Genomic DNA, 20,553 nt, shown 5'->3' with positions numbered 1-20,553 from the left:
TTCTCGTCCCCACCGCCAGTGGCGTATCCGCCGCGCATTACCTCAACATGAAATGCTATCGTTGGCGTTGTTGCCAACGCTTGGACGAACGTGTGACCGTTTGGTGGTTCGTGCGCAGCCGACATTGATGCGAAATCGGCTACCCTTCAATGTTGCATCCTCATGCTCATCGGCGCGCCCGACGGCATCATCATGTTCGCGTTCATATCTGCCACGATCCACATTGTGCCGGCGACCACGACGAATACGATGAGAACGCCAAAGGCAAGCGCGAGCACGTTGTTGGTGCTTTCCGGCCCGCTGGAGATGTGCAGGAAAAACACCAGGTGAATGCCCATCTGGGCAATGGCGAGGACAGCGAGCCCCAGAAATACGCCGCCTGGCCAGATCAGTGTCGTGTTTGCAACCCAGAACGACGTGGCCGTGAGAACAACCGCCACAAATAGGCCAATCGTGTAGATAAGAAACTCGGATGGAGCCGACGCTTCCATCTCGCGGCTCGGCCTGTCTCCGGGTGCGCGTTCGTATTGAGTGTCGGTCATGGGCTCACTCCCATCAGATAAACCACCGTGAATACCCCGACCCAAACGATGTCGAGCGCGTGCCAGAACAAAGAGAAGCAGAGCAGGCGGCGCTGCACCCTCGCAGCGAATCCGAATACCGCCACCTGCACCATCATCACGATCAGCCAGATGAGTCCGAGCGTGACGTGCAGCCCGTGGCATCCGACAAGCGTGAAGAATGCGGACAGAAAGGCGCTCCGCTGCGGCGTCGCGCCGATGGCGATCATGTTTGAGAATTCGCGGATCTCGAGACCAAGAAATGTGGCTCCGAGCGCGAATGTGATCAGGGCCCCCAGATAAGCCCCGAGACGGCGTCGCGAGTTGACGGCCAGTGACATCAATCCGCAGGTGTAGCTCGAAACGAGAAGGCAAGCGGTTTCGATCGCGACCGTAACCTGATTGAACAGCTGGGCGCCGGTTGGACCGCCGGCCGTGGAGCGCACGAGGACCGAGTAGCTCGCGAACAGCGCGGCAAACATGACGATGTCACTCAGCAGGAAGATCCAGAAGCCATAGGCGACCACGATCCTCTTTGGAGCAGGCCCTGCTTCACTCGCACTTGGCAGTGCGTCTTGCGGGATCTGATCGATTGCGACGGCTACGTTCATGCTGCAACTCCTGCCTGGTGAGCCCGTTCGAACCCGGCGATCTGCTCGGCTGTCACCTCAAATTCGCTCTGACGGCGGAATGAGAAGGCAAGCAACGTCATGAATGCGCCGAACACTCCGACGCCGGCCAGCCACCAAATGTGCCAGATCAGTGCAAAGCCGATGACGACTGCGAAGAAAGCAGTAACGAAGCCGGTGGCGCTGTTACTCGGCATTTCGACGGGCTCGTACTTGCGCGCCGGCGTCGGCTCGTCCTTTGTCGCTTGCGTACGGCTCTTGCTGCTCCAGAACGCGTCCAGTCCGGCGACCCTGGGCTGGAATGCAAAGTTCCATGCCGGCGGCGGCGACGCCGTCGCCCATTCGAGCGTGCGACCGTTCCACGGATCACCGGTCACGTCGCGCAGCTCCTCGCGATTGCGGATCGACACGACGAGTTGCACGACCTGGCAAACGACGCCGACAAGGATGATAGCGGTGCCGAATGCCGCCGCTATCAACCACGGCTGCCAGGACAAATTGTCGTAATGTTGCATGCGCCGGGTCATGCCCATCAGGCCCAGCACGTAGAGCGGCATGAAGGCGACATAGAAGCCGACGAGCCAGCACCAGAACGAGGCTTTGCCCCAGCGTTCGTCGAGCTTGAACCCGAATACCTTGGGGAACCAATAATTGTACCCCGCCATCACGCCGAACACGACGCCGCCGATGGCGACGTTGTGGAAGTGGGCGACCAGGAACACGCTGTTGTGCAGCTGGAAGTCGGCCGGGGGCACCGCCATCAACACGCCGGTCATGCCGCCGATGACGAAAGTCACCATGAAGCCAATCGACCACAGCACCGGCACCGAGAACCGAACCCGGCCGCCGTACATCGTGAACAGCCAGTTGAAGACTTTCGCCCCCGTCGGCAAAGCGATGATCATGCTCATGACACCGAAGAAGCCGTTGACGTTCGCGCTGGCACCCATTGTGAAAAAGTGGTGCAGCCAGACCAGGAAGGAGAGGATACAGATGGCCATCGTCGCGGCGACCATCGAGCGATAGCCGAACAACGGCTTGCCGGAGAAGGTCGCCATGACTTCCGAGAATACGCCGAACGCCGGCAGGATCAGGATGTAGACTTCGGGATGCCCCCATACCCAGAACAGGTTGGAGTACAACATCTGATTGCCCTGGCCTTCGAGCGTGAAGAAGTGAAAGCCGAGATAGCGATCGAGCGCCAGCATCGCGAGCGTCGCGGTCAGGACCGGAAAAGCCGCGATAATGAGCAGGTTGGCGGCAAGCGCGGTCCAGCAGAAGACCGGCATGCGCATATAGCTCATCCCTGGTGCCCGCATTTTGAGGATTGTTGTGACGAAGTTGATACCCGCCAGCCAAGGTGCCGATACCGGAGATTTGCAGCGACCAAAGATAGTAGTCGACGCCAACGCCGGGCGAGTATTGCATTTCGCTCAGTGGGGGATAACCCCACCAGGTGGCTTTTGAGAACTCGCCGACCGCCAGCGAAATGTTGACCAGCAACGCACCCGAGGCAGTGAGCCAGAAGCTGACGGAGTTGAGCGTGGGGAATGCGACATCGCGAACGCCAAGCTGCAACGGTACTGCGAAGTTCATGAGCCCTACCACGAACGGCATTGCCATGAACAAAATCATGATCGTGCCGTGCGCCGAGAAAATCTGATTGAAATGCTCGGGCGGCAGATATCCTTGCGCACCGCCGGCTGCGAGCGCCTGCTGCGCGCGGATCATGATCGCGTCACTGAAGCCGCGCAGCATCATGACGAGCGCCAGTATGCAATACATGGCGCCTATCCGCTTGTGGTCGACCGAGGTGAGCCATTCGCGCCACAGATAGAGCCAGGCTCCCTTCGCCGTGACGAATCCGAGAACAGCCAGAATGACCAGCACCATGAAGCCCGTGGCGCCCATGATGATCGGCTCATGGAGGGGGATCGCGTTCCAATCAAGCTTACCAAGGAGATTCATCGCTCTGCCCTCTGCGACGTTGAACAAGTTGATAGAGAGGAGTCTTGCGTGCACAGGCCAGCGTTTACGATGCTGCTGAACAGATCGGGGGCGACGACGCGATAGGTGATCGGCACGACCGCCTTGCTCGGCTTGACCAGGTCGGCATAAGCCTGCTTATCGAGTGCCGAACCAGTTTCGCGGGCCTGGCGAACCCATTGCGCAAATCCGTCATCGGTCACTGCATCGACCGTAAAGCGCATGTCGGGAAAGCCTTCACCGCTGAACATAGCGGATACCCCTGCATAGGTTCCGAGATGGTCCGCCTGGAGGTGGAGGCGCGTCGCCATTCCGGACATGGTGTAGATCTGGCTTCCGAGCTGAGGCACGAAGAAGCTGTTCATGACGCTCGATGAGGTCAGTTCGAAGCTGATCGGCGTGCCAACCGGCACGACCAGCTTGTTGACGCTCGCGATCCCCTGCTCGGGATAGATGAACAGCCATTTCCAGTCGAGTGAGACGACCTGAACATTGACAGGCTTGACCGTTGAGCTAATCGGCCTGCCCGGATCGAGGTCGTGTGAGCCGACCCATGCGACGCCGCCGACCAGGAGCACTGTCATCGCGGGGACGGACCAGACCAGCAATTCAAGACGTCCGGAGTATGTGAAATTTGGCCGATAGCGCGCACGCTCGTTCGATGCACGAAACCAGAAGGCAACACCAAGCGTGGCAAGGATCACCGGGATCACGATGACCAGCATGATGCCAAGCGCGTTGAGCAGAATTTGCCGCTCAGCGAAGGCAATCGGGCCTTTCGGGTCGAGCACGCCGTCGGTGCAGCCACCGAGTGTCGCGGCGCCGATCACGACGGTGGCAAGTAGACCATATCGCATGTTAGACCTCACTGAAGTTGACGATGCGGCATACGCTGCGGTCGGCGCCTGAAAGAAATACGGCATGCACCGGGACGCCGCAGCCACCATCCGATGATCGCATCGGCGAGAATGAGCCATTTCCTCGGTCGATCAGGAGGCCGGCAAACAGCGCGAACAAATAGACGATCGAGAACACGAACAGCCTGTGAGCCGCGCGGCGATCGGTCTCGATGCTTCCTTTCAGTTGCCATGCAAGCAGAAGGAAAAGCGCGCTACAGATCGCGGCGATCGCGCCATAGACCGCGCCTGCAAATCCGAGCGCCCAGGGCAGCCCCGAGGCCAGAGCCATCAGGCCGCTATAGATCAGGATCTGGCGCGTCGTTGCGGCGCGTCCCGCGACGATCGGCAACATCGGCACGCCCGCACGCGCATAGTCGTCGGCACGATTAAGCGCCAGAGACCAGAAATGCGGCGGCGTCCAAAGGAAAATAATGAGGAACAGCGCGAGCGGCTCGAGCCCGACCTCTCCGGTCGCCGCAGCCCACCCGATCACGGGCGGCACCGCTCCCGCGGCGCCGCCGATGACGATGTTTTGTGGTGTCGACCGCTTCAGCCATGCCGTGTACACGACAACGTAAAACAGGATGGTGCCGGCCAACAACGCGGCTGCCGTGAGATTAGCCGCAATAGCCAGAACCACCACCGCCAAGCCGCCAAGCAACAGGCCAAGAAGCAGCGCCTCGAACCGGGAAATCCTGCCCCGGGGAATTGGCCGCATCGCAGTACGGTTCATGACCGCATCAATATCGGCGTCGTACCACATGTTGAGCACGCCGGCGGCGCCAGCCCCCGCGGCGATGGCAAGGACCGCGGCGAAGGCTGACAGCGAATCCAGTCGAACCGGCGCGCGGCTCAATCCCACGAGCGCGGTGAAGACGGCAAGCATCATCACACGCGGCTTTGTGAGGGCGATGAAGTCGGACAAGCTTCGATGGTCCGCCAGCGCAGGCGCCGGATTGGGCGTTAACGCGAAGCGCGCCCGTCTTTCCCCAGCAATGGATTTGACGTTCATCTCGGCGCTCCGGGTTCATTCAAAATGAGAGCTGTCGTGTTCCGTTCGAACAGCCGCAGTGTGGCTATTCAATATGCATCCCCACTCTCGGCCACGATTGAACGCCGATGCTCGATTGGGGCCAAACATGCTCAAAACCGTCAGCTGATGGGCTGCGGCCAGGAGACACGAGTCGCGATCGCACGATTTGGGTTAGTTCGAGCACGTTTCAACAAGCGCGCTGCGCCGCCCCTTTCTAAAGCAGATGCTGGTTTGGATAGCCGCAACGCGCCACTTCCCAACGCCGATCGACCAGGTCTGTTGCTTTGGAAGCGGCCGCTGCACCTAACGGAGAACTATCAATGAAGACATCTTCGCTCTGGATGATCGCAGTCGCCTGCCTGATCGCTCCGGTATCTATCGCACACGCGCGCTCCGCCTATGATGGATCCTGGGATCTCAACTTCGTGACGCAAACCGGCACCTGCGATCCCGCCTATAACTTCACCGTCAATATTTCCGACGGCGTTGTGACCCATCCCAATCTGGTAAGATTCAAGGGATATGTCGCCAGATCCGGTTCCGTTCGTGCGTCGGTGACGGTTCACGACAAATTTGCATCCGGCACCGGCAAGCTTTTCGGAACCTCGGGTCGCGGAAGATGGAGCGGCAGCGCGGCAGGTGCCCGATGCTCTGGCTACTGGACCGCGCAACGCAATTGACCAATTTCAAATGGGAAACACCGGGCTTCGGGCCGCTGACGTACGAGCCAGCATTGAAGACGACCGCGCTGGCGGCGACACTCCTGTTTGGGCACGGCCAGACCACGGAGCGCACCGTTACCGCTGCCGAGCGGCTTGGGCGCGCGCTCGGCGTGACGGTCAGGGTGCTACCTTGCTGGGACGCGATCACCGTCGATCTCGATGGAGCGCCTCTCTCGCAAATCGTCCCCGCCAAGCCGCTCGGTGTCGACATGGGCCGGGTGCTGGCTGTCACGACGGTGATCGATCAGATATGCGACGGAAAATTGCCGACCGAGGCCGCACAGTCCGCACTTGAACAGGCCGGCCGGCTGCCGCCGGCTTCCACGCCACGCTTCACGTTATTCGCCGCCACTGGCGCGGCTTCGCTCGGCGTGATTTTCGGCAACCTCGATCCGGCGAGCCTGGTGCTGATCGCAGCCTCTGCCGCCATCGGCGCACTCGTCCGCCGCGGGCTGTCCCGCTTCAGCGGCAACCCGCTGATTCAGCCGCTCTGCGCCGCATTGATCGCAGGTGTCGTGGCTGCCGCTGCCAGCCGCTTCCAGCTTTCGGTGGCCACGGCGCTGGTCGCTTTCTGTCCCTGCATGGTGCTGGTCCCCGGTCCGCATATCCTCAACGGCGCCATCGACCTTGCCCGGACGCGCATCGCGCTCGGAATCGCGCGCCTCGCCTATGCCGGCGTCATCGTGCTCCTGATCTGCGCCGGCGGCCTGATCGGGGTTCACGGCGGTCGGCGGACACCTCGCGATCGCCGAATCCTCTCCGCCCGTGCCGCTGCTCCTCGACGTGATGGCGGCAGGATGCGCGGTCGCCGCCTTCGGTACCTTCTTCTCGATGCCGTGGCGCCTGCTGGCGTTCCCGATTGCGATCGGCATGCTCGCGCATGCCGCACGTTGGGCGCTGCTGTCCCTCGGCGCCGGAACCGCTCCAACCGGAGCGCTTCTCGCCTGCATGCTCGTGAGCGTCATCGCGACGCCGGTCGTCGACCGCCTGCACCTGCCGTTCGCGGCTGTGGCCTTCTCCGCCGTCGTCTCGCTGATGCCCGGCTTTTTCCTGTTCAACGCTGCGACGGGGCTCGTCGAGCTGGTCGCGGTCGGTCCGAACGCCCCGCCAACTCTCCTGAACAGCATCGTCACGAGTGGTGTCACGGCATTTCTGATCATCTTGGCCATGACAATCGGCCTGATTCTCCCGCGCATGTTGTTCGAGCGCGCAATATCCGCGACAGCATGAAAGCGGCATGGACGTTCTAGCCAGCGCAACGCCGTCCAAGATAAGCCGCGGCCCCCGCTGTATCCGATGCTGACCGGGCGGCTGGCGCCCTGGACACCGTCGGTACATCCATGACGACAGTTCTGACCAAATCGTTTTCGCAAGAAGCGCCTCCGGTAGCAAAGGCGGTTCCGGGCAAGAAACGCGTCTTGATCGTCGGCGGCGGTTTCGCCGGCATCGCCGCGGCCCGCGCGCTAAAACGCGCCGACGTCGAGATCACGCTGATCGACCGGCGCAATCACCATATCTTTCAGCCTCTGTTGTACCAGGTCGCCACGGCTGTTTTGTCGCCCGCCGAGATCGCGGCCCCGATCCGCCAGCTCGAGGCGAAACAGAAGAACCTCAGCGTGCTGCTGGCGGAGGTCAAGGGCATCAATCTCGGCGCACGTACCGTCGAGATCACGAGCCCAGGCGTTGGCAGCCAAAAACTCGATTACGACTTCCTGGTCATCGCCCCCGGAATGCGTCCGAGTTATTTCGGCCATGACGAGTTCGCGCGGTTCGCGCCGGGCCTCAAGAGCCTCAACGACGCCGAGACGATCCGAACCAGGATCTTGAGTGCGTTCGAACTGGCCGAATCGACCGACGACCCGAAAGAGCGTGCGCGCCAGATGACATTCGTGCTGGTGGGCGGCGGCCCGACCGGCGTCGAGCTCGCTGCCTCGATCGCTCAACTGGTCGCCGTGACCCTGCGCAACAACTTTCGCAGGATCGACGCTGCCAAGAGCCGAATTCTGCTGCTCGACGGCGGTGCTCGCATTCTTCCGACCTTTGCAGAGTCGCTGTCAAAAAGGGCCGCAAAACGGCTGACGAAGCTCGGCGTAGAGGTTTCGACGGGCGTAAAGGTCGAGAAGGTCGACGACCAGGGCGTGATCGCGGCCGGCGTCCGGATTCCCAGCGCCACCGTGCTCTGGACGGCAGGTGTCAGCGCCTCGCCGGTGGTGAAAATGCTGGGCACGCAGACAGATCGCGCCGGGCGCGCTTTCGTTGGTGCCTTCATGGACATTCCCGACGCGCCCAACGTGTTCGTGGCTGGGGATGCAGCCACGATCACCCAGGATGGTCACCCCGTCCCCGGCGTGGCGCAGGCCGCCATTCAACAGGGACGCTTCGTCGGACGCGTGATCGCCAACCGTGTCAGGGGGCGCAAGGACGGTCGGCCGTTTCGATACCGCAACAAGGGCAATATGGCGGTGGTCGGCAAGAATTTTGCCATCCTCGAGGCCGGCCATGTGCGAACCAGCGGCTTTATGACCTGGTTGATATGGGCCGCGCTGCATGTGCTCGCGCTGCCGCAGCTTCAGAACCGCTTCCGCGTTCAAACGCAATGGTTCTGGTCGTATCTGTCCGGGCAACGGAGCTCACGGCTGATTTCCGAAGGGCCGCAGTCGTCCGCGTCATAGCGCAATAGTTAGCCTCGATAATTATCACTCCCAGCAGCAGATTGCGGACCGCACCCGTGGACGTCTCCATCATCTCCGCCCTCGCCGCCCTCACCGGCGCGGCCGTCGGCGGCTTGACCAGCGGAATGGCAGCCTGGCTGAACCACCGAAGCCAGGTCCGCGTCGAGTGGGCCCTGCACGAGAAGAGCCGCCGGCAAACCCTCTACAGGGATTTCATCGAAGACGCCGCCAAATGCTACATCGATGCGCTACAGCACGATAAGGCCGACATTCCCGGCCTGGTCAGCCTGTACGCGAAGCTGAGCTCGATGCGGGCGGTGTCTTCGAAGAGGGTGGTCCAGTACGCCGACGACGTCGTCCGGAAAATTCTGGACGCCTATCTCGAACCGGACAAGAGCTTCGTCGAACTGCGCGAAATGGCCATCGACGGCACGATCGATCTGTTGCGGGGATTCAGCGAGGTGTGCCGCGAAGAATTCGAACGGATGCGGCCGATACAATTTTGAGATTTGGCCGCAATCCGCGGTTAGAAGGCGGCGCTGCTGGCACTGGCGCGCCGGGAGCCAGTCTTCTCCGCCCAATTCGCGAACGCCTGAATGAACTGCTGGAGGAACTTGCTGGTACCTTCGTTGACGAGCTTGCCCTGTTCATCGAACAGCTTGTCGGCATGCCCGATATAGGCTTCGGGTTGCTGCAGGATCGGCACATTCAGAAATACCAGCGACTGCCTGAGATGATGATTGGCACCGAAGGCCCCGATCGCGCTCGGCGAACAACTGACGATCGCACCGGGCTTGCGGTCCCAGACGCTGCTTCCATACGGCCTGGAGCCGACATCGAGCGCATTCTTGAGAGCGGCCGGCACCGACCGGTTATATTCGGGCGTGACGAACAGCACCGCGTCGGCGGCCTTGATACGTTGGCGGAACGCGGTCCATGACGCCGGCGACGCACCGGCCTCCAGATCCTGATTGAACAACGGTAATTGCCCGATCTCGACGATTTCGAGCTTCACCGAAGATGGCGCGAGCGAGATCAGCGCATTCGCCAGCATCCCGCTGAGCGACGCCTTGCGCAAGCTTCCAACCAGCACGGACACATTCATCGGTCTCTCCATGGTCATGCCGTCGCTTTGGATTTGGCGGTCTTCGTGAAGTCAGGCTTCCGTTTTTCCAGAAAGGCCGAGAGCGCCTCCTTGGCGTCTTCGGAACGGACTTGCACACTGAACTCCTCATTCTCGGCCTTCATCGCCGCCTTGAGCTGCTCGCGGAATGGCTGCTTCATGAGCCTCTTGCTGGCCTGCAGCGCCGCAGCCGGCCTCGCTGCTAGCTTCCGGGCCGTTTCGGTCGCTTTCGCGACAACGTCCTTGTCGGATACGACCTCGGTGACGAGACCCAACTCTGCGGCCCGCCTGGCATCAAATGGACCTCCCAGCAAGATCAGCTCCGCGGCGCGGAGATGACCGATCCGCGCCGGCATCGAGCAGCTCGATCCGAATTCCGGTACGAGACCGAGATTGATGAAGGGCATCTGGAATTTTGCGCCCTCGCCGGCGTAGACGAAGTCGCAGTGGGTCAGCATGGTAGTGCCGCCGCCGATCGCCGCGCCCTGGACCGCCACGACGATCGGTTTGTTGAAATTGACGAAGGCGTGCATGAGCGCGGACTGTGGCGATTCGCCCGCCCCCGGCGGGTTCTTCAAAAAGTCCTCGATATCGTTGCCCGCGCAGAACGAATCTCCCGCGGCGTGCCAAAGCACGACCCGCGTGTTCTCGTCATTGGCAGCCTTGTTGAAAATGCCGGCGAGAGCCACGTACATGGCCGACGTCATCGCATTCCGCTTGGTCGGGCGGTTGAACTGGACGCGCAGGATGTTTCCCGCTTGTTCGGTAACGATATCATCCATGGTCGAACTCCCGGTCCGTTTGGTGAATTGCGCGACAGGTCCTGGTTCGGTGCGGCTCACAACGCCCCGAAAGTGTCGTCACTTCCTGTTTGCCGCTACACACTTTTCCGGATCATGCGTCAGGCCGCATGTTCCTTTGGTTTCGGAATCGCACCGTTCGCACGCAAACCGTCGATTTCGGTCGCGCTGAAACCGAGCTGCCGCAGCACCTCGTCGTTGTGTTCGCCGATTTTCGGGGCGCGTTTCGCCGGCACCTTGGTGACGCCATGTACCTGAAGCGGGCTGGAGATGGTGGACGTCAGCTTGCCGCCGGCGCCATTGAGCGGAACGATGATGTCGTTGGCCTGGAGCTGAGGATCCTTGATCACTTCCTGCGGCCCGCGCACGGCTCCGAACGTCACGTGGACGCCGTTGAAGACCTCATACCAATGCGCCATCGGCTCGCCACAGAAAGTCTGGTCGAGGATCGCCGTGAGCGCCGGCATATTCGCCATCAGCTTCGCCGGATCGGAAAAGCGCGGATCGGTCAGGAGATCGGGGCGGCCGATGGCTTTTGCCACGGCTGCAACCTTGTCCGGCGTTATGATGAGAACGAACCAGGTGTCATCCTTGGCGCGATAGACGTTCATGGCCGCGTTGGCGGGATGCATGCGGTCGTGCAACCCGAAGAATTTCGCCTCACACAGCGCCGCCTGGATCGAGACGCTGGCGGACCATACGCCTTCCGCAAGAAGCGAGGTCGTAACATGCGCTCCCTCCCCGGTGCGCTCGCGCCGATAGAGCGCGGTGACGATCGCCGAATAAAGGCCGACCGCCGTGGCATTGTCGCCGCTGCCGGCCACCGGCCAGGTCGGCGGTGCGCCGGCATCGCGCGTCATCGACAGCAGGCCGCTGCGTGCCCAGTAGGACGTGATATCGAAACCCGGCAGATCCGCATCGGGTCCCTTGTCGCCGAAGCCGGTGATGTCGGCATAGATCAGCCGCTTGTTCCACGGCAGCACGTCCTCGTAATTGAGCTTTAGCCGTGCGCGCGCCGGATGCGGCGTATTGACGATGAGCACGTCGGCCCATTTGACCAGCTTTTCGAGAACCGCATGGGCGCTTGGCGATTTCAGATCGAGCGCGATGCCCCGCTTGTTGCGGTTGGCGAGATGCCAGGGATAGGGATCCTCGGCGACCGGCTGTGGCGGCATGTTGTGCGCGTGTCGCCACAGCTCGCCGCTCGGCGGCTCGACCTTGATGACATCTGCGCCGAAGTCCGACAGGATCACCGCGGCGCTGGGGCCTGCGATAAAGCTCGCCAGATCCACCACTTTCAATCCAGAGAAAATATTGTCGCTAGCCATGGCTGTCTCTTTCCAACTGTGCGGACTGTTTCAGCGACCGCGGAACTTCGGTGCACGTTTCTCGAGGAAGGCAGCGGTGCCTTCCTTCTTGTCTTCCGTTGCCGCGCAGATGCCGAAATAGGACGCTTCGAGCGCGAACCCCTCGGCCTGGCTGGTATCCATTCCCCGGTTGGCCGCCTCCAGCGAGAATTTTACGGCGATCGGCGCATTGGCCATGATCTGCTTCAGGATGGCCTCGGCGCGATCAATCAGACTGGCTGCCGGGACGACTTCGTTGATGAGGCCGATGCGGTAGGCTTCCTGCGCCGAGATCGTTTCACCGGTAAGGATGAGCTGCAAGGCGCGGCCCTTGCCGACCAGGCGCGGCAGCCGCTGCGTACCGCCACCGCCCGGCAACAAGCCGAGCTTCACCTCGGGTTGCCCGAACTTGGCATGCTCGACGGCGATCCTGATCGTGCAGGCCATCGCCGTCTCGCAACCGCCGCCGAGCGCAAAGCCGTTGATCGCCGCGATCACCGGCTTGCCGAGATTTTCGATGAGTTCCAGCACGCCCTGCCCGAACCGGCTCGACTCCTCGGCATCGTAGGCATCGACATGCGCGAGTTCGCTGATATCTGCGCCGGCGACGAAAGCCTTGTCGCCCGCCCCGGTAAGGATGACGCCGTGCACGGACGCGTCGGCCTTGGCATCCTCGAACGCGACCTTCAAATCGCTCCAGGTCGGCGTATTGAGCGCGTTGAGCACTTTGGGCCGATTGATCGTCACGTAGGCGATCGAACCGTTCTTCTCGTACAAGACATTCGCGAGCGAAGGGGTGAGCGGTGCAGCTTGCGAAGCCATAATCATATCTCCTGGATTGAGAGGGCAGCCGGCGCCAGAGCGCCGGCGCCGCCGGGATGTCAGATGAAGGCGCCGTGACCGGTGATGGCCTTGCCGACGATCAGATTCTGCATCTGATAGGTGCCTTCGTAGGAGTACAGGGCCTCGGCGTCGGCGAAGAAGCGCGCGACATTGTAGTCGGCGACGATACCGTTACCGCCGAGGACCTCGCGTCCCCATGAGACGGTCTCGCGCGATTTCGCCGTGCAGAACGCCTTCGCCAGCGCCGCGTGGTGGTCGCCGAGCTTGCCTTCGTCGTCGAGCGTCGCCAGGCGGAGCATCAGGCACTGGCACGCAGTCAGATTGGCCAGCATCTTGGCGAGCAGATCCTGGATCAGCTGGAACGAAGCGATCGGCTTGCCGAACTGCAACCGCTCCTGGGCGTATTTGACGGTTGCTTCGAACGCGCCCATCTGGATGCCGGTCGAGGCCCAACCCACCATGTATCGCGTCATCCGCAGTACGCGTGCGGTATCGCGGAACGAACTGCCGCCCTGCAGGCGATTGGCTTCGGGCACCCGCACATCCTTCAGGGTGATCTGGCCGTTCTGGACCACCTTGAGCGCGATCTTGTGCTCAATCTTCTCGACGCTGAAACCGGGCGTCGACTTGTTCTCGACGATGAATCCCTTCACCTGGTTGTCGGCGAGATCGCGCGCCCAGATGATGGAGATGTCGCACCACGGCGCGTTGCCGATCCACCGCTTCTGGCCATTGAGAATCCAGGTATCGCCTTCCCGCTTGGCCGTCGTGGTCAGACCGCCGCTGGTTCCCGAACCGACTAGCGGCTCGGTCAGACCGAAGCAGCCGATCTTTTCCCAACGCGCCATCGCCGGCAGCCACTTCTGCTTCTGCTCCTCCGATCCGTCGAGATAGATCGATCCCATGGCGAGGCCGCTGTGCACGCCGAAGAACGTGCAGAACGACGCGTCGGTGCGCGCCAGCTCCATCGCGACGAATCCGAACAGCTTCTGGCTACCGCCGGCGCAGCCATAGCCCTCAAAGCCGAGCCCGCCGAGGCCGAGCTCCTTAAACGACGGCAGCAGCTCGAACGGAAACGCGTCATCGGACCAATACTTGTTGATGACCGGCTGGACCTTGGTCTCCATGTAAGTCCGCACCTTTTTGACGAGCGCTCTCTCCTCAGGGTTGAGCAGGTCCACCAACTGATAGAAGTCGCCATTCGGGACGGGCACCGGCTTCGGCGCGGCGGTCTTGCTGGCTGTGGCTGCGGTGGGCATTTAGAACTCCTTTGGCTGCGGCTTCAGCGCCGGGCTTTTTTGGCAGGATGTGTCGGGTGTGGTCGGTAGCGACTGATCTCAGGCGACCGACTTCTTCGATTTCGCATGGCTCGAGCTGGCAACCTTGTTGCGTAGTTCGATCAGACCGAGCAAAACTTCGTCGCGCTCCGCGCCTCCAGCTCCGCGATGCTGCGCGATCCGGCCTCGGCATGAACGCTGTCGATGAGTATCTTTTGCACTTCCGGCGTCAGCACCGGCGAACCGAGCGTCTTCCACCAGGCCGTCATCGGGCCGGTGAACTGCTGGAAGAAGTGCTCGATGCCGCCTGGACCGCCGCCGAGGTGGTTGAGCATCAAGCCGCCCATGACGCCCCAGCGCAGGCCCGGGCCCCAGGAGAGCGCGGTGTCGACGTCGGCGGCGCTCACCACGCCCTCGGCGACGAGGTAGTAGATCTCGCGGCTGAGCGCTGCCTGCAGCCGATTGGCGACATGCCCCGGCATCTCCTTGTTGACGCGCACCGTCCGTTGCCCGATCGAGGTGTAAAATTCGTCGGCGCGCCGGATCGTCGTTTCCGAGGTCTTGGCCCCGCCGACGATCTCGACCAGCGGGATCAAGTGGGGCGGATTGAACGGATGACCGATGACGCAGCGCTCAGGATGGGTTGCAGCGCCCTTCTGGATTTCGCTCATGGTGAGCCCCGACGAACTCGACGCGATGATCACCTCCGGCGGCAGCAGCTCGTCGAGCTGCCCATAGAGCTTCTGCTTGAAATCGATCCGCTCGGGCCCGTTCTCCTGGACGAGGTCGACACCGTTGAGCGCCTTCGCGAGATCGGGCGTGAACGTCAGGTTCGACTGCGACGCTCCCGGCGAAAGACCCAATCGTTTGAGCGCGGGCCAGGCAGTCTCGACGAACTTCCTCAGCGCGGCCTCCGCGTTCGGAGCGGGGTCGGTGGCGACGACCTGCAATCCCTTGGCGAGATACAGTGAGCTCCAGCTCGCGCCGATCACGCCTGTGCCGATGATGGCGATGCGGCGAATGGGCTTGATGTCGGTCATGTCATGTCTCCGAAGCGTTGGTCAGATTTCGGCGTAGGCGATGCCGGTGAGATTGCCCTGGGCGAACAGGAAATTCCGTTCACCGGATCCGTCGAGCCGTGCGACATAGACCGAGCCGGCGAAATCGGTCACGAACATGCGATCGTTTGCAACGTCGAGCGCGATGCCGATCCCCTCCATGAGATGGGTGACGACGATCTCCGGCTCGGCCGGTTTGTTGTCGACGGAGGCCCGGTTCACCGTGTTGCCGCGCGGCGGGTCGCCGCGATCGGTCCAGTAGAGAATACGGTTCTTGAGGTCGAGCTCGAGATCGATCGGCTCCGGCAGGCGATCGTAGAAGATCTCGATGTCGGACCTGGTCGCCGCCGTCTGGCCGGCGGGAATTTCGAGATTGGCACGGAAGAGGCGACCGAGCCCGGCATTATCAGGACCTTTTTGCGTCCAATAGAGATGTCCGAGTTTCGGGTCGATCGTCAGTCCGACGCACCACCTAGTCTGATCCCGGCTGTCGGCTTCACCGCGGCCTGCGATGATGAGCGTCTCCAGCTGCGAGCCGTCGAGATTGCAGCGCATGACGCGCATACCCTCGCGGTCGCACCAATAGAGCTTGCCGCCCTTCTTATCGAGAATGATCTGCTTCGGCGTGTGGGTTTTTCCCCGCGGGACGATGGTCTTGCGGTTCTTGCCGTCGATATCGGCGCGCTCGATATATCCGTCATCCAGATTTGGGATGCCCATGTTGGTCCAGTAGATATGACCCGCTTCGACATCGACGACGATGCCATCGGGCAGATGGCAATCCGACACGATGGTCTTGCGGTCGGAACCGTCCGTATTCATGGAGTGAATGCGGCCGGCGTTCAGCTCAAGGACAAACAGGCGAGCGGCGACGGCGCTGGCGCTGGCGGTTCGATTGCTCTTGGCGGCTTCGGACATGTGGCACCCGTATGAAGGTTGACGCGAAATCGGTCAGCGCTTGACCGCAACAGTGCCGCGATTACTCGCCGCGATATTGAATAAGACGATCACAGCTGGAATGGTTGTGCTGCTTCTTCGCTGACGCATAGCGCTCGCTCCGTCGCTAACGCTGGCGCGGAAGTGAGCGCACGAACATGGCAAATCAGAGCGCATCCGGACAAGCAGCAAAATGCACGTGCTGGCTAAGTCACGGTACCGCCAAGTCAGACACGGTGCATGGAAGTCCGGCGAGGCCTGGCAACCAAGACGGTCATGAACCAAGTGGAGACAGGCATGGACACGCCGACCTCTGGCGAAGATGTTCAAATTGCGTCCGATGCAACGCATGACGGAGGGGACACGAACGCGCGCACCGCGACACGTGTTCCCTCCATTATCGTCGGCATCGTTGCCGCCGCCGTTGTAGCGCTATCTGTCTTCTATCTGTTGCGGCCGGTACCGCTTCTGGTACAGGGCGAGGTCGATGCAACACGGCTCGACATTGCCGCGCGTGTCGACGGACGCGTCAAGGAGATCCCTGTCAATCGCGGCCAGAATGTCCCTGCGAAGGCTGTGCTCGTAAGCATCGACAATCCAGAAACTGTCGCCAAGTTCGAACAGATGAGGGCGGCTAAGGCTGTGGCCGAGGCCCAGCTTGCCAATGTACTCATCGGAACACGGGTGGAAACCGTTGCCGCGCGGAAGGCGGAGCTGGAGCGTGCGCAGGCGGCGTTGGTGCTGGCCCAGAAGACCTATGATCGAACCAATACGTTGACCGGGCAAGGCAACGCACCGCAAGCCCGCCTCGACCAGGTGACCGATTCACTGCATGAAACCGAGCGCGCGGTCGATCAGGCCCAATCGGCCTACGACCAGGCCGTCAACGGCTACACCAAGGAAGAGCGGGCGATTGCCCGGACCAGCGTCGAAAAGGCCAATGCCGATATCCAGAGCGTTCAATCGATCATCGATCAGCTCCAGGTCTATGCTCCCATCGCCTCGCAGGTCTATCAGCGCAACGTCGAGCCGGGCGAGTATGTCTCGCCGGGCGTACCGCTCGTTACCTTGATCGATCTGGCCGACGTCTGGATTCATTTCGATCTTCGCGAGGATCTCGTCAAGGGATTGAAGGTCGGCGATCGGTTCGATGTCCGCATCCCGGCTCTCGCCGACCGCCGCGTCACGGTCGAGGTCAAGCTCGTTGCGACCAAGGGCGAATATGCGAGCTGGCGGGCCACGCGCGCCACCGGCGATTTCGACCTGCGGACGTTTTCGATCCGCGCCTACCCGGTCCAGCCGGTGCCGGAGTTGCGACCCGGAATGAGCGCCTATCTCGACTGGCGGACACGGCAATGAGGCCGGCGTCGAAGCCCGGCTTCTGGCGGGTCGCGCGACGCGAGTGCCACTGGCTGTTTCACGATCGTGTCGCACTGCTCTTGATCTTCGGCGTGCCGCTGTTTGCGTTCGTGGTTCTCACCACCGTCTTCAGCCATCCGGTCATACGGGGGCTCGGGGTAACCGTCGTCGACGAAGACAACTCGGACGCGTCGCATGCCCTGGTCGAATACGTCGCGGCCTCGCCGAGCCTGAATATCGTCGACCGCTCCGGGACGCTGTCGACGGCGGTGCAGGACATCCGCTCGGGCAGAGCGATCTCGGCCGTCCATATCCCGCCGGATTTCGAGCGCGACCTGAACGCCGAACGGCGCCCGCAGGTCGTCGGCTTCTATAATCAGCAGTTCCTGACAGCGGCCGGCATTGCGTCCTCGGGCCTGAGCGATGCGCTATCTGCCGCGGCGGCGGTGGCCGCTCCCGCCAGGCGCGCCGCACTGGCTCCGGCTTCGATGGGAACGCTCACCGCGGAGACCATCGCGCTGGTCAATCCGCAAAAGAACTATGCACAGTTCCTGCTCCGCGCGTTGCTGCCGACGATCATCCATGTGGTGATCACCCTCGCCGCCGGCTATTCCGTCGGCTCCGAATTCCGCCGTCGCAACGCAAGGGAGTGGCTGGAAAGTGCCGGCGGCGATCCGGTCGCAGCGCTGGTCGGCAAACTGGCGCCGCTATTTTGCATCTTCCTCCTCATCATGCTGGCCGAGCCGCTGTTCCTGGAAGGCGTGCTGGAAATCCCCTTCCGGGGAGACCTGCCGTTGATGCTCGCCGCCGGCTCCCTGCTGATCATTGCCTATTTGTCGGTCGGCGCCCTGCTGCAGCTTTTGGCCGGCGACCTCGCGACCGGGCTCGGGCTTACGGGCCTGTTTGCCTCGCCGGCATTCGGCTACGCCGGCGTCGGCTTTCCCACCGTGGGCATGAATGCCTTTGCGCAAGTCTGGAGCACGATCCTGCCGCTGCGCTGGTACATGTCAGTCTTGCTGGGACAAGCCGCGCGCGGATTGCCGGTCTCGGAAGCCGCCATTCCCTTTGCGGCACTCGCCGGCCTGGCCCTGCTCTTTGTCGCTCTCCCGTTGCTGCGCATGGTGAGCCTCACGCGCAAAGGCCGGTTTGCAACGACGCCGCCAGCCGAGCCGCCCGAGGTCACCCCCACGCCACGGGGCATCGGCACCGCCTTCACGGCGGAGTGGCGGCGCGTGCTCGGGACGCGGAGCGCCTTCAGCGTCCTGTTCCTCGCGCCGCTGGTTTACGGCATCTATTATCCCGCAACCCTATCTGAACCAGATCCTTCGCAAGCTTCCCATCGCGGTCGTCGATAACGATCTCAGCGATCTCAGCCGCCGGATCGTCGAGACGCTGGATGCGAGCGGCGCTTTGAACGTTACGGTTCGTGCCCGCACGCTTGCCGAGGCACACACCGCCATCGATCTCGGGAAGGCTTTTGCGGCGGTCGATATCCCGGAAGGAACCGAACGCGACGTCCTTAAGGGCATCACCGCTCACATCCCGGTCTACGCGAATGCGACCTATCTCTTCATATTCAGGTCGACAGCCAGTGGCGTAGCCACGGCGATCGGAGCCTTGACGTCCGAGATCGCCTCGCGCGGCGCGCGCTCGGACGGCAGCCTGGTCAAAGCAAAACTGGCGAGCCAGAACCCGGCCGACGTTCTGCTGCAACCGATCTTCAACCCGGTGGGCGGCTATGCGAGTTACGTCGTTCCGGCGGCGTTCATGCTGATCCTGCAGCAGACGCTCCTGATCGGGGCGGCGATGCTGACCGGCACCGCGCTGGCAGGCGCCGGCGGCGCGTTCGCCGGCGTGCTCGGCCGCGGCGTCGCCCACCTGACCATCTACCTTCCAGCGCTCGCGCTCTATCTGATCGTGCTGCCGCGGATCTACGGCTTTTCGACGCTCGGGCACGTTCCACAGATCTTCGCGCTCGCGACTGTCTTTTTGCTGGCGACCAGTTTTCTGGGACAGGCCATCGGGGCCTGGTTCACACGGCCGGAAAACGCCACCCTGCTGCTGCTGGCGACCAGCCTGCCGCAGTTCTTCACCGCCGGCTTCGCATGGCCGCGCGAAGCCATCCCCGAAGCGGCCATCGCGCTGGGCAAGATGTTCCCCGCTGATTCCGCGATCGACGGCCTCGTGCGCATCAACCAGCTTGGCGCCAGCATCTGGGAGGTCGGGCATGACTGGCTCTGGCTATGGTGTCTGGCGCTGGGCTATTTCGCGCTCGCGGTGATCTCCGCACTTGCCGTCAAGAGAGGAGCGCAACATGCGCAAAGCTAGGTACGCCATTGTTGCGACCGTGCTCGTGCTCGTCGCGGGCGTCCTGATCTATTCCGCACGTCGCCCGGATTCGTCGACCACGATCGTGGGTGTGGTGCGGGCGACCGAAGTCAGGGTCGAGCCGGAGGTGAATGGCCAACTTGTGTCGATCGCCGTCGGGAAAGGCGCGCTCGTCCATGCCGGCGATATCCTGGCGCGGCTCTCCGCGATCGAGTTGACGGCACAGGCAGACCAGGCGCGTGCCGCCCTCGCCTCCGCAACCGCGAACCGCAACAACGTCTATGCTGGCATCCGCCGCGAACAGGTCGACTCCCTGAAGTCTGCGATCGCCAAGGCAAGCTCCCGCCTCGACGACGTCCAGGCCCAGCTCACGAGAACCAGCACGCTGGCACGCCAGAGTTTTGAGTCCCAGCAGTCGCTGGACCAGGCCGAGAACGACGTCGCCATCGCCCGCGCCGACGTCGCGGGGGCTCAGGCGACTTACGATGCGGCAGTAGCGGGCCCGACCCGGGAAGAGCGCGCGATCGCCGACGCGCAGGTGCAGGCGGCCGCCGCCGCCGTCACCGTGCTCGAGCGCCGGCTGGACAAGATGGTCCTGCGTGCTCCGGCCGACGGCGTCGTGACTGTCATTGCCGCAGAGGTGGGCGAAAATGTTCGCGCGGGCCAGCCGATCCTGATGGTCGAAGCGGCGGGCAGGCAATGGCTCTCGTTCAACGTGCGCGAAGATCATCTCAACCGTCTCGCGATGGGAGAAACCGCAAGTGTGATGCGAAACGGCGCCGGCGCGATCAAGGCCGGTGTCACCGAACTGCGGCCGCTCGGGATCTTCGCCACCTGGCAGGCCGAGCGGGTCATTGGCGATCATGACCGCAACACGCTCCGACTGCGCCTCGACCCGGGGGAGCCGGCGGCCCTTGAGCCGGGCATGACTGTTTGGATCGAGCGCTAACGAAGACACAAGCGAAGAAATCGCCCCTGCCTC

Annotated in this window: 19 protein-coding genes and 2 pseudogenes; 9 read left to right on the top strand and 12 right to left on the bottom strand. The window is 62.5% G+C overall.

The window, feature by feature from the left end; all coding sequences use genetic code 11:
- Positions 1-146: 146 nt before the first annotated feature.
- From cyoD to ACVWW1_RS00140, 5 genes and pseudogenes are all read right to left on the bottom strand, one after another.
- Positions 147-542: a cytochrome o ubiquinol oxidase subunit IV gene (gene cyoD / locus ACVWW1_RS00160; RefSeq protein ID WP_138836832.1), complete on the bottom strand. Its 396-nt coding sequence runs from the start codon at positions 540-542 to the stop codon at positions 147-149.
- Positions 539-1,171 carry a cytochrome o ubiquinol oxidase subunit III gene (gene cyoC, locus ACVWW1_RS00155; protein WP_456654389.1) on the bottom strand — a complete coding sequence of 211 codons (633 nt, stop codon included), beginning with the start codon at positions 1,169-1,171 and terminating at the stop codon, positions 539-541. The genes cyoD and cyoC overlap by 4 nt, the downstream gene beginning before the upstream one ends.
- Positions 1,168-3,157: pseudogene (cyoB, locus tag ACVWW1_RS00150) on the bottom strand (cytochrome o ubiquinol oxidase subunit I). The gene cyoC and the pseudogene cyoB overlap by 4 nt, the downstream one beginning before the upstream one ends.
- Positions 3,154-4,032 carry a ubiquinol oxidase subunit II gene (gene cyoA / locus ACVWW1_RS00145; RefSeq protein ID WP_456654388.1) on the bottom strand — a complete coding sequence of 293 codons (879 nt, stop codon included), beginning with the start codon at positions 4,030-4,032 and terminating at the stop codon, positions 3,154-3,156. The pseudogene cyoB and the gene cyoA overlap by 4 nt, the downstream one beginning before the upstream one ends.
- A 1-nt stretch (position 4,033) precedes the next feature.
- Positions 4,034-5,086, bottom strand: coding sequence for a heme o synthase (locus ACVWW1_RS00140; RefSeq protein WP_456654387.1), 1,053 nt, complete (start codon positions 5,084-5,086; stop codon positions 4,034-4,036).
- Between the two features lie 362 nt (positions 5,087-5,448).
- Between ACVWW1_RS00140 and ACVWW1_RS00135 the strand changes: the two genes are divergently transcribed.
- From ACVWW1_RS00135 to ACVWW1_RS00115, 5 genes and pseudogenes are all read left to right on the top strand, one after another.
- Positions 5,449-5,787: a hypothetical protein gene (locus ACVWW1_RS00135; protein ID WP_456654386.1), complete on the top strand. Its 339-nt coding sequence runs from the start codon at positions 5,449-5,451 to the stop codon at positions 5,785-5,787.
- A pseudogene (locus ACVWW1_RS00130) lies at positions 5,727-6,485 on the top strand (threonine/serine exporter family protein); the annotation flags it as partial. The gene ACVWW1_RS00135 and the pseudogene ACVWW1_RS00130, both read left to right, overlap by 61 nt.
- 130 nt (positions 6,486-6,615) lie before the next feature.
- Positions 6,616-7,059: a threonine/serine exporter family protein gene (locus tag ACVWW1_RS00125; protein WP_456656575.1), complete on the top strand. Its 444-nt coding sequence runs from the start codon at positions 6,616-6,618 to the stop codon at positions 7,057-7,059.
- A 188-nt stretch (positions 7,060-7,247) separates the two neighbouring features.
- Positions 7,248-8,501 carry an NAD(P)/FAD-dependent oxidoreductase gene (locus ACVWW1_RS00120; protein ID WP_456654385.1) on the top strand — a complete coding sequence of 418 codons (1,254 nt, stop codon included), beginning with the start codon at positions 7,248-7,250 and terminating at the stop codon, positions 8,499-8,501.
- A 56-nt stretch (positions 8,502-8,557) separates the two neighbouring features.
- Positions 8,558-9,007, top strand: a complete 450-nt coding sequence (locus ACVWW1_RS00115; protein ID WP_456654384.1) for a hypothetical protein — start codon at positions 8,558-8,560, stop codon at positions 9,005-9,007.
- 20 nt (positions 9,008-9,027) lie between these two features.
- Here the strand turns inward: ACVWW1_RS00115 and ACVWW1_RS00110 are convergent, their stop codons facing one another.
- The 7 genes from ACVWW1_RS00110 to ACVWW1_RS00080 all read right to left on the bottom strand — a co-directional run bounded on the left by ACVWW1_RS00110 (position 9,028) and on the right by ACVWW1_RS00080 (position 15,866).
- Positions 9,028-9,618, bottom strand: coding sequence for an NADPH-dependent FMN reductase (locus ACVWW1_RS00110; RefSeq protein ID WP_456656574.1), 591 nt, complete (start codon positions 9,616-9,618; stop codon positions 9,028-9,030).
- Between the two features lie 2 nt (positions 9,619-9,620).
- Entirely contained in the window at positions 9,621-10,406 is a 786-nt protein-coding gene (locus ACVWW1_RS00105) for an enoyl-CoA hydratase (protein ID WP_456654383.1), read from the bottom strand.
- A 119-nt stretch (positions 10,407-10,525) separates the two neighbouring features.
- A complete protein-coding gene (locus ACVWW1_RS00100) occupies positions 10,526-11,752 on the bottom strand; it encodes a CaiB/BaiF CoA transferase family protein (protein WP_456654382.1) in 1,227 nt (408 codons plus the stop codon).
- A gap of 30 nt (positions 11,753-11,782) precedes the next feature.
- Complete coding sequence (locus ACVWW1_RS00095; protein ID WP_456654381.1) at positions 11,783-12,592, bottom strand: enoyl-CoA hydratase-related protein; 810 nt, start codon at positions 12,590-12,592, stop codon at positions 11,783-11,785.
- Positions 12,593-12,651: 59 nt separating this feature from the next.
- The gene (locus ACVWW1_RS00090; protein WP_456654380.1) at positions 12,652-13,872 is read right to left on the bottom strand and encodes an acyl-CoA dehydrogenase family protein; all 1,221 of its coding nucleotides are present in this window, start codon (positions 13,870-13,872) and stop codon (positions 12,652-12,654) included.
- 140 nt (positions 13,873-14,012) lie between these two features.
- Positions 14,013-14,930: a 3-hydroxyacyl-CoA dehydrogenase NAD-binding domain-containing protein gene (locus ACVWW1_RS00085; RefSeq protein ID WP_456654379.1), complete on the bottom strand. Its 918-nt coding sequence runs from the start codon at positions 14,928-14,930 to the stop codon at positions 14,013-14,015.
- A gap of 21 nt (positions 14,931-14,951) precedes the next feature.
- Positions 14,952-15,866, bottom strand: a complete 915-nt coding sequence (locus ACVWW1_RS00080; RefSeq protein ID WP_456654378.1) for a 3-hydroxyacyl-CoA dehydrogenase — start codon at positions 15,864-15,866, stop codon at positions 14,952-14,954.
- Between the two features lie 315 nt (positions 15,867-16,181).
- On the opposite strand from ACVWW1_RS00080, the gene ACVWW1_RS00075 reads away from it, so the two are divergent.
- The 4 genes from ACVWW1_RS00075 (at position 16,182) to ACVWW1_RS00060 (ending at position 20,520) form a co-directional block, all read left to right on the top strand.
- On the top strand, positions 16,182-17,243 hold the full coding sequence (locus ACVWW1_RS00075; protein ID WP_456654377.1) for an HlyD family secretion protein: 1,062 nt from the start codon (positions 16,182-16,184) through the stop codon (positions 17,241-17,243).
- Between the two features lie 80 nt (positions 17,244-17,323).
- Positions 17,324-18,598, top strand: a complete 1,275-nt coding sequence (locus tag ACVWW1_RS00070) for an ABC transporter permease (RefSeq protein WP_456654376.1) — start codon at positions 17,324-17,326, stop codon at positions 18,596-18,598.
- Positions 18,537-19,571 carry an ABC transporter permease gene (locus ACVWW1_RS00065; protein ID WP_456656573.1) on the top strand — a complete coding sequence of 345 codons (1,035 nt, stop codon included), beginning with the start codon at positions 18,537-18,539 and terminating at the stop codon, positions 19,569-19,571. The genes ACVWW1_RS00070 and ACVWW1_RS00065 overlap by 62 nt, the downstream gene beginning before the upstream one ends.
- Positions 19,558-20,520 carry an HlyD family secretion protein gene (locus ACVWW1_RS00060; protein WP_456654375.1) on the top strand — a complete coding sequence of 321 codons (963 nt, stop codon included), beginning with the start codon at positions 19,558-19,560 and terminating at the stop codon, positions 20,518-20,520. The genes ACVWW1_RS00065 and ACVWW1_RS00060 overlap by 14 nt, the downstream gene beginning before the upstream one ends.
- The last annotated feature ends 33 nt before the right edge of the window (positions 20,521-20,553 follow it).

The organism is Bradyrhizobium sp. JR3.5, from assembly GCF_054057015.1.
The sequence above is the reverse complement of the archived record's forward strand: the minus strand, read 5'-3'. Positions and strand labels throughout refer to the sequence as shown.

Bases quoted from the DNA above. Each gene is read 5' to 3' on its own strand.
- ACVWW1_RS00085 (WP_456654379.1), bottom strand. From the start codon at position 14,930: ATGACCGACATCAAGCCCATTCGCCGCATCGCCATCATCGGCACAGGC.
- ACVWW1_RS00075 (WP_456654377.1), top strand. From the start codon at position 16,182: ATGGACACGCCGACCTCTGGCGAAGATGTTCAAATTGCGTCCGATGCA.
- ACVWW1_RS00100 (WP_456654382.1), bottom strand. From the start codon at position 11,752: ATGGCTAGCGACAATATTTTCTCTGGATTGAAAGTGGTGGATCTGGCG.
- ACVWW1_RS00080 (WP_456654378.1), bottom strand. From the start codon at position 15,866: ATGTCCGAAGCCGCCAAGAGCAATCGAACCGCCAGCGCCAGCGCCGTC.
- ACVWW1_RS00110 (WP_456656574.1), bottom strand. From the start codon at position 9,618: ATGGAGAGACCGATGAATGTGTCCGTGCTGGTTGGAAGCTTGCGCAAG.
- ACVWW1_RS00095 (WP_456654381.1), bottom strand. From the start codon at position 12,592: ATGGCTTCGCAAGCTGCACCGCTCACCCCTTCGCTCGCGAATGTCTTG.
- ACVWW1_RS00090 (WP_456654380.1), bottom strand. From the start codon at position 13,872: ATGCCCACCGCAGCCACAGCCAGCAAGACCGCCGCGCCGAAGCCGGTG.
- ACVWW1_RS00060 (WP_456654375.1), top strand. From the start codon at position 19,558: ATGCGCAAAGCTAGGTACGCCATTGTTGCGACCGTGCTCGTGCTCGTC.
- ACVWW1_RS00135 (WP_456654386.1), top strand. From the start codon at position 5,449: ATGATCGCAGTCGCCTGCCTGATCGCTCCGGTATCTATCGCACACGCG.
- cyoC (WP_456654389.1), bottom strand. From the start codon at position 1,171: ATGAACGTAGCCGTCGCAATCGATCAGATCCCGCAAGACGCACTGCCA.
- ACVWW1_RS00105 (WP_456654383.1), bottom strand. From the start codon at position 10,406: ATGGATGATATCGTTACCGAACAAGCGGGAAACATCCTGCGCGTCCAG.
- cyoD (WP_138836832.1), bottom strand. From the start codon at position 542: ATGACCGACACTCAATACGAACGCGCACCCGGAGACAGGCCGAGCCGC.
- ACVWW1_RS00140 (WP_456654387.1), bottom strand. From the start codon at position 5,086: ATGAACGTCAAATCCATTGCTGGGGAAAGACGGGCGCGCTTCGCGTTA.
- cyoA (WP_456654388.1), bottom strand. From the start codon at position 4,032: ATGCGATATGGTCTACTTGCCACCGTCGTGATCGGCGCCGCGACACTC.
- ACVWW1_RS00125 (WP_456656575.1), top strand. From the start codon at position 6,616: ATGGCGGCAGGATGCGCGGTCGCCGCCTTCGGTACCTTCTTCTCGATG.